This is a genomic window from Streptomyces sp. NPDC048565 (assembly GCF_040650935.1).
Lineage (GTDB): Bacteria > Actinomycetota > Actinomycetes > Streptomycetales > Streptomycetaceae > Streptomyces.
Genome location: NZ_JBEZIH010000040.1, coordinates 47,028 through 53,322, shown reverse-complemented (window position 1 = coordinate 53,322; position 6,295 = coordinate 47,028). Strand labels below are relative to the sequence as shown.

General features: G+C 72.1%; 6 protein-coding genes. 3 read left to right on the top strand and 3 right to left on the bottom strand.

Annotated elements, in window-relative coordinates:
* Nucleotides 1-164 precede the first annotated feature (164 nt).
* On the bottom strand, nt 165-809 hold the full coding sequence (locus AB0C75_RS33775; RefSeq protein ID WP_362896005.1) for a TetR/AcrR family transcriptional regulator: 645 nt from the start codon (nt 807-809) through the stop codon (nt 165-167).
* Nucleotides 810-974: 165 nt separating this feature from the next.
* On the opposite strand from AB0C75_RS33775, the gene AB0C75_RS33770 reads away from it, so the two are divergent.
* Together AB0C75_RS33770 and AB0C75_RS33765 are read left to right on the top strand one after the other, a co-directional pair.
* Nucleotides 975-1,835, top strand: coding sequence for a phosphatase PAP2 family protein (locus AB0C75_RS33770; protein ID WP_362896000.1), 861 nt, complete (start codon nt 975-977; stop codon nt 1,833-1,835).
* Nucleotides 1,832-2,839, top strand: coding sequence for a DMT family transporter (locus AB0C75_RS33765; protein ID WP_362895998.1), 1,008 nt, complete (start codon nt 1,832-1,834; stop codon nt 2,837-2,839). The genes AB0C75_RS33770 and AB0C75_RS33765 overlap by 4 nt, the downstream gene beginning before the upstream one ends.
* A 39-nt stretch (nt 2,840-2,878) precedes the next feature.
* Here AB0C75_RS33765 and AB0C75_RS33760 read toward each other — a convergent pair whose 3' ends face one another.
* Complete coding sequence (locus AB0C75_RS33760) at nt 2,879-3,412, bottom strand: helix-turn-helix transcriptional regulator (RefSeq protein ID WP_362895996.1); 534 nt, start codon at nt 3,410-3,412, stop codon at nt 2,879-2,881.
* A gap of 79 nt (nt 3,413-3,491) precedes the next feature.
* A complete protein-coding gene (locus AB0C75_RS33755; RefSeq protein ID WP_362895994.1) occupies nt 3,492-5,507 on the bottom strand; it encodes an NADPH-dependent 2,4-dienoyl-CoA reductase in 2,016 nt (671 codons plus the stop codon).
* A 214-nt stretch (nt 5,508-5,721) separates the two neighbouring features.
* Between AB0C75_RS33755 and AB0C75_RS33750 the strand changes: the two genes are divergently transcribed.
* Complete coding sequence (locus AB0C75_RS33750; RefSeq protein WP_362895992.1) at nt 5,722-6,258, top strand: DoxX family protein; 537 nt, start codon at nt 5,722-5,724, stop codon at nt 6,256-6,258.
* The last annotated feature ends 37 nt before the right edge of the window (nt 6,259-6,295 follow it).

Genomic DNA, 6,295 nt, shown 5'->3' with positions numbered 1-6,295 from the left:
CCCCGGCCGAACGCGCGGACGCGGTCGTACGGGCCGACGACCCTCACCACCCGGCCTGGACCGGGCTCCGCGGCCGGACCGGTCAGGGCACCCACCGACCCCGTCCCCACGGTGCGGCGCACAGGTGGACCGCCGTCATCCGCTCGGGCGGCGGTCCACGTTCATCAGGTCCCGCTCCTGTGGGGGGCGGGCGGGGGTGCGGGAATCCCGAGCGCCGGAAGTACGGCGCAGTCGATGAAGCCCGTGAGGAAGGTGCCTTCGGGGTAACGCCCCTCCAGGAGTGACCGGGCACGCATGGCGCCGAGCACCTGGGCGGCCACGTAGCCGGCCGCGGGGTTGTGGGGTTCGATCTCGCCGCGCAGGGCGGCGCGCTCGACCATCGCGTCGATCGCGGCGATGGCCGGAGCGATCAGTGTGGTGCGCAGGGCGAGGTGCAGGTCGGGGTTCTGCAGAGCGGCGTGGCTGAGTGCGTGCATCAGTGCGGTGTCCTGGCCGGACGCCGTTTCCACCACCTGTGCCACCGCGTGCAGATCCCCGCTCAGGCTGCCGGTGTCGATGTCCGAGAACAGGGTCCGCCGACTGCCGTGCAGTGCCGCCACGACAAGCTCAGGCTTGGAGCCCCACTGCCGGTAGAGCGTGGACTTCCCGCACCGGGTGCGTGAGGCTACGCCCTCCATCGTCAGTGAGTCGTAACCGCTCTCGCGCAGGAGGTCCAGCACGGCGGTGTAGAGCTCCTGGGCGCGCTCCGGTGTGATCTTCGACCGGCGTGACGCGCGTGCGGGCTCCTGTACTGAACCGGGCGACGGCATCTGCTTCCCTCTCTGCGACTCTGCGGCTGGGGTGGCCCTCAATACACCAGTGTATCGATACGCCAGTGTACCGATACGTCGGCGTATCGGTACACTGGCGTATCGATACGGCATGGACTGGCCATGCCGACGTCGTAACGCGCACCGTCAGCAAAGGGGCACGGGGTGATGTACACCCGCAGCGAGTCCGCGGAGCGGGAGCCGGACGCCTCGGCCCGACCACCCCTCGTCCGCGAGCTGCTTCTCATAGCAGGGCTCTTCCTGGTCTACAAACTCGGCCGGCAGGCCGCGAACGGCCATGTCGAAGAGGCCTTCCGTAACGCCGGACACGTCTGGAGCTTCGAACGGGCCGCCGGCCTTCCCGGCGAGGGAGTCGTCCAGGGTGTCCTGCTGCGCAGCCACACGCTCGTGCAGCTGGCGAACACCTATTACGCGACCGTGCACTTCCCGGCCACGCTGGCGTTCCTGGTCTGGCTGTACTGGCGCCGCCCGCGCCACTACGTCTGGTCACGCCGCGTCCTGGCCGCACTCACCGGGGCCGCGCTCGCCCTGCACCTGCTCTTCCCGCTCGCCCCGCCGCGCATGCTGCACGCGGCCGGACTCGTCGACACCGGCCAGGTCTACGGCCCCTCGGTGTACGGGCGGACTCCCGCGACCGACTCGATGGCCAACCAGTTCGCGGCCATGCCCTCCCTGCACTTCGGCTGGGCCCTGGTGGTCGCCGTCGGGCTGATCGCCGCCACGCGCTCACGGTGGCGCCTGCTGTGGCTGCTGCACCCGCTGCTCACCCTGCTCGTCGTCGTGGGCACCGCCAACCACTACTGGCTCGACGTGATCGTGGTCACCGCCCTGCTCGCCGTGGCCCTCGCCGCAATCAGGCTGCCGGGCACCCCGGTCACCCCGCACCTGCCGTGGCCTGCGACGGTCCCGGCCCAGAACCATGCGTCGCCCGGCCACGCGGCCCCCGGCTACGCCACGCCCGACTACGCGACCCCCGCGTACGCACGGTCCGGAGCGCGTCGATGAACGCCACCGTCATAGCCGTCCTGCTCTCCCTCGTCTCCGCCGCCGCCTACGCGGCCGCCGCGGTGGCGCAGGCGCGGCTCGCCGGCCGGACCGACCCTTCCGCCGGAGCGCTGCGCCTGCTGGGGCGCGGGGCCTGGTGGTCGGCGGTCGGCCTGAACGCCGGCGGCGCACTGCTGCACGTCGCCGCGCTGAAGTACGGACCGCTCACCCTGGTACAGCCGCTCGGCGCGCTCACGCTCGTCGCCGCCGTACCGCTCGGGGCACGTGCCGCCGGCCGAAGGGTCAGCCGTACGGAATGGCGCGGTACCCTCCTCACTCTGGTCGGCCTCGCCGCGCTCCTCCTGGCCGCCGGCGGCACCGCCCCGCACGACACGCTGAGCCTCCCCGAGGTACTGGGCGTCGGGGCCGTCACCATGGTGCTCGTCGCCACGCTCGGCCGGCCGGGTACCCGGCCCGGCCTCCGGCACGCCGCCGCCTCCGGCATCACGTCCGGGGTGGCCTCCGCCCTCACCCAGACCCTCACGGTCGCCGCGACCGACCAGTCGGGTCCGCTGCTGAGCTGGCGACTGGTGATCGTGGCGGTACTCGTCTCCTTCTTCGCCCTGGGCGGCCTGATGCTGTCCCAGACCGCCTACCGTGGCGGACTCGGTGCCCCGCTCGCCGTGGTCACCCTCGCCAACCCGGTCGCCGCCGCCGCGATCGGCCTGATCCTGCTCGGCGAGCGGGTGCAGGGCGGCCTGCTGGGCCTGATCCCCGCGCTCATCGGGGCCGCGGCCGCCGTGCAGGGCGTGATCCTGCTCAGCCGTGCGCAGGCGCGGAGCGCTGCAGGCGCTGTTCCGGCAGCGGCCGGGGCAGCCGCCACCCTCCCGGCAGGCGCCGTCGAATCCTCGTCCAGGGTCGTCATCAACGGTCCGTCCCTCACCGCGCCACGCGCCACCGCGCCACGCCACGCGGAGTCACGTACGCCGCTCCCCGAACCGGTCGGGACCTCGGGCAGCCCCTGAGGGCAGTCCCCAGGAGCGCCGCCCGTAGGAGCGCCGTCCTCAGGAGCCGTCCAGTTCGTCGATCGCCCTGCACAGCCAGCCCGTCCAGAACGTCTCCAGGTCGATCCCGCCACGCAGCACCAGATGCCGCAGCCGGTCCTCGTCGGCGGTCAGCTCCGTCGGGAAGTCCCGCTCCTCGATCTCCAGATACTCCGCCAGCCGCTCCTGGTGCAGCACCAGGTGCCTGCGCAGCTCCCCGGCCATCCCCGGGGCGCCCACCACGGCCGCCGCCCGCATCCTCAGCAGCAGCGGATCGCGCACCGGGCGCGGATCCTCGGCGAGCGACACCCAGGTCATCAGCTCCCCGCGCCCCGCGGGCAGCACCTCGTACTCCTTCTTCTGCCCACGGGCCGGCTGCGCCGATGGCAGGACCCGGATGTGACCCGCCTGTTCCAGCTTTCCCAGCTCGCGGTAGATCTGCTGGTGCGTGGACGGCCAGAAGTAGCCGATCGACCGGTCGAACCTACGGGTCAGTTCCAGCCCCGACGACGGCTTCTCGAGCAGGGCTGTGAGGATCGCGTGCGGGAGGGACATGGAGAGCATCCTAAGGACGGGCAGCTCAGGGCGTCACAGCCCGACGGCTCAGGAGGTCACAGCCCGACGGCTCAGGAGGTCACAGCCCGGCGGCGAGCTCCGTGCCCTGGCGTATCGCACGCTTGGCGTCCAGCTCGGCGGCCACATCCGCACCGCCGATCAGATGCACGGGACGGCCCGCGGCGCGCAGCTCCTCGTACAGCTCACGCCGTGGTTCCTGACCCGCGCACAGCACCACGGTGTCGACCGGCAGCAGATGCTGCCCGCCGTCGACGGTGAGGTGCAGGCCCTCGTCGTCGATCAGGTCGTAGGAGGCGCCGGCGATCATCGTCACGCCGCGGTGGCGCAGTTCGGCGCGGTGGATCCAGCCGGTCGTCTTCCCGAGCCCGGCGCCGACCTTGCTCGTCCTGCGCTGGATCAGGTGCACCGTACGCGGTGGCTTCGGGCGCTCCGGGGCCCGCAGCCCGCCCCGGTCCGCATAGCCCGTGTCCACGCCCCACTGCCGGAAGAAGACCTCCGGGTCCAGGCTCGCCTCCTCGCCCCCGTCGGTGAGGAATTCGGCGACGTCGAAGCCGATGCCGCCCGCGCCCACGACCGCCACCCGCTCGCCCACCTCTGCCCCGTCCCGCAGGACGTCCAGATAGCTGACGACGCTGGGGTGCCCGACGCCGGGGATCGCGGGGGAGCGGGGCTCGACACCGGTGGCCAGGACGACCTCGTCGAAGCCGTCGAGCGCGGCGGGCGTGGCCCGGGTGCCGAGCCGCAGCTCCACCTCCTCCTCCGCGAGCCGGGTACGGAAGTAGCGCAGCGTCTCGTCGAACTCCTCCTTGCCCGGGACCCGGCGCGCCACGTTCAGCTGGCCGCCGATCTCGTCGGCCGCGTCGAACAGCGTCACCGCGTGTCCGCGCTCCGAGGCCGTGACCGCGCACGCCAGTCCCGCAGGCCCGGCACCGACCACGGCGACGCGCTTGCGGACACGGGTCGGTGAGAGCACCAACTCCGTCTCGTGGCAGGCGCGGGGATTCACCAGGCACGAGGTGATCCGCAGGCTGAAGACGTGGTCAAGACAGGCCTGGTTGCAGCCGATGCAGGTGTTGATCGCATCGGCGCGCCCCTCGGCCGCCTTGGCGACGAAGTCGGGGTCGGCGAGGAAGGGCCGTGCCATCGACACCATGTCCGCCCGGCCCGAGGCGAGGATCTCCTCGGCCAGCTCGGGGGTGTTGATGCGGTTGCTGGTCACCAGCGGCACGGAGACAGCGCCTCGCACCCTCTCCGTGACCCAGGTGAAGGCGCCGCGCGGCACAGAGGTGGCGATCGTCGGGATACGGGCCTCGTGCCAGCCGATACCGGTGTTGATGATGGTGGCGCCTGCCGCCTCCACCTCGCGGGCGAGACGGACGACCTCCTCCAGCGTGGAACCGCCGGGCACCAGGTCCAGCATGGACAGCCGGTAGATCAGGATGAAGTCGGGTCCCACCCGCTCACGGACGCGGCGCACGATCTCGACCGGGAAACGGATGCGGTTCTCGTACGAGCCGCCCCAGCGGTCCTCGCGGTGGTTGGTGGCCGCGACGATGAACTCGTTGATCAGATAGCCCTCGGAGCCCATGATCTCGACACCGTCGTAGCCCGCGTGCCGCGCCAGCTCCGCGGCCTGGACGAACTCCTCGATGGTCTCCTCGACCTCGTCGTCCGTGAGCGCGTGCGGGGTGAACCCGCTGATCGGGGCCTTGAGCGCGCTCGGCGCCACCAGGTCCGGGTGGTGGGCGTACCGCCCGGAGTGCAGGATCTGCATCGCGATCCTGCCGCCCTCGGCGTGCACCGCCGCGGTGATCCCGGCGTGCTGTGCCGCCTCGGCCTCGGTGGTCATCCTGGCCCCGCCGGGGAAGGCGCACGCGCGCTCGCTGGGCGCGATCCCGCCGGTGACGATGAGGCCGACCCCGCCGCGTGCGCGGGCCGCGTAGAAGGCGGCCATCCGCTCGAAGCCGCGCTCGGCCTCCTCGAGACCGATGTGCATCGACCCCATCAGCACCCGGTTCGGGAGCGTGGTGAATCCGAGGTCGAGGGGGCTCAGCAGGGTGGGGTACGGGCTCATCCGGGGCTCCTCGCAGGTGTCGTCGAGCCCAGTTGTAGACCACCCGAAGCCATTATGCAACTAGTTGCACAATGGCGTGCGCCCCGGTCCCCGCAAGGCCCGGTCCTCGGATGGCGTAACACGAACGGCCCCCGCCCACCGGACCGGACGAGAGTGGATCCGTAGGGCGCACCGCCGCTGCTCCTCCTTCCTCCTCGCCGACAGGAGACTTCCCATGGCCTGTATCAACCGACGTGACATCGGACTCCTCGTACTCAGGGTCGGTACGGGAGCGGTCCTGGCAGTGCACGGCAGCCAGAAACTGGGCGGGTGCTTCGGTGGCGGGGGCATCGAGAAGACCACCACCGCGATGGAGGCCATGGGCTTCCACCCGCCGAAGCACAGCGCTCTCGCGGCCGGACTCGGCGAGGCGGGCGGTGGGGTCCTGCTGGCCCTCGGCCTCGGCACCCCCGCGGCGGGTGCCGCGGCGGCCGGCACGATGGCGGGCGCCGTCGCCGTGCACGCGCCCGCCGGCTTCTTCGCGATGGGCGGCGGCTACGAGTACCCGGCCTTCCTCGGCTTCGTCGCGGCTGCGATCGGGGTGACGGGGGCCGGCAGCTACTCGCTGGACCATGCGACCGGGCATGTCGTCGACCGGCCGTGGGTCGTCGCCCTCGCATTCGCGGGCAGCGCCCTGGCGGCGGCCTCCGTCGTCAGCCGGCGCGCCAAGGGGCAGGCCGCGCAGGCCGATCAGGCGGACGAGGGCGTGTGACGTCCCCGCATTGATCGTCGATTCAGGGGCATCCGAC

Excerpts from the sequence above, each read along its gene's own strand:
- AB0C75_RS33775 (WP_362896005.1), bottom strand. The coding sequence starts at position 809 with ATGCCGTCGCCCGGTTCAGTACAGGAGCCCGCACGCGCGTCACGCCGG.
- AB0C75_RS33765 (WP_362895998.1), top strand. The coding sequence starts at position 1,832 with ATGAACGCCACCGTCATAGCCGTCCTGCTCTCCCTCGTCTCCGCCGCC.
- AB0C75_RS33760 (WP_362895996.1), bottom strand. The coding sequence starts at position 3,412 with ATGTCCCTCCCGCACGCGATCCTCACAGCCCTGCTCGAGAAGCCGTCG.
- AB0C75_RS33755 (WP_362895994.1), bottom strand. The coding sequence starts at position 5,507 with ATGAGCCCGTACCCCACCCTGCTGAGCCCCCTCGACCTCGGATTCACC.
- AB0C75_RS33750 (WP_362895992.1), top strand. The coding sequence starts at position 5,722 with ATGGCCTGTATCAACCGACGTGACATCGGACTCCTCGTACTCAGGGTC.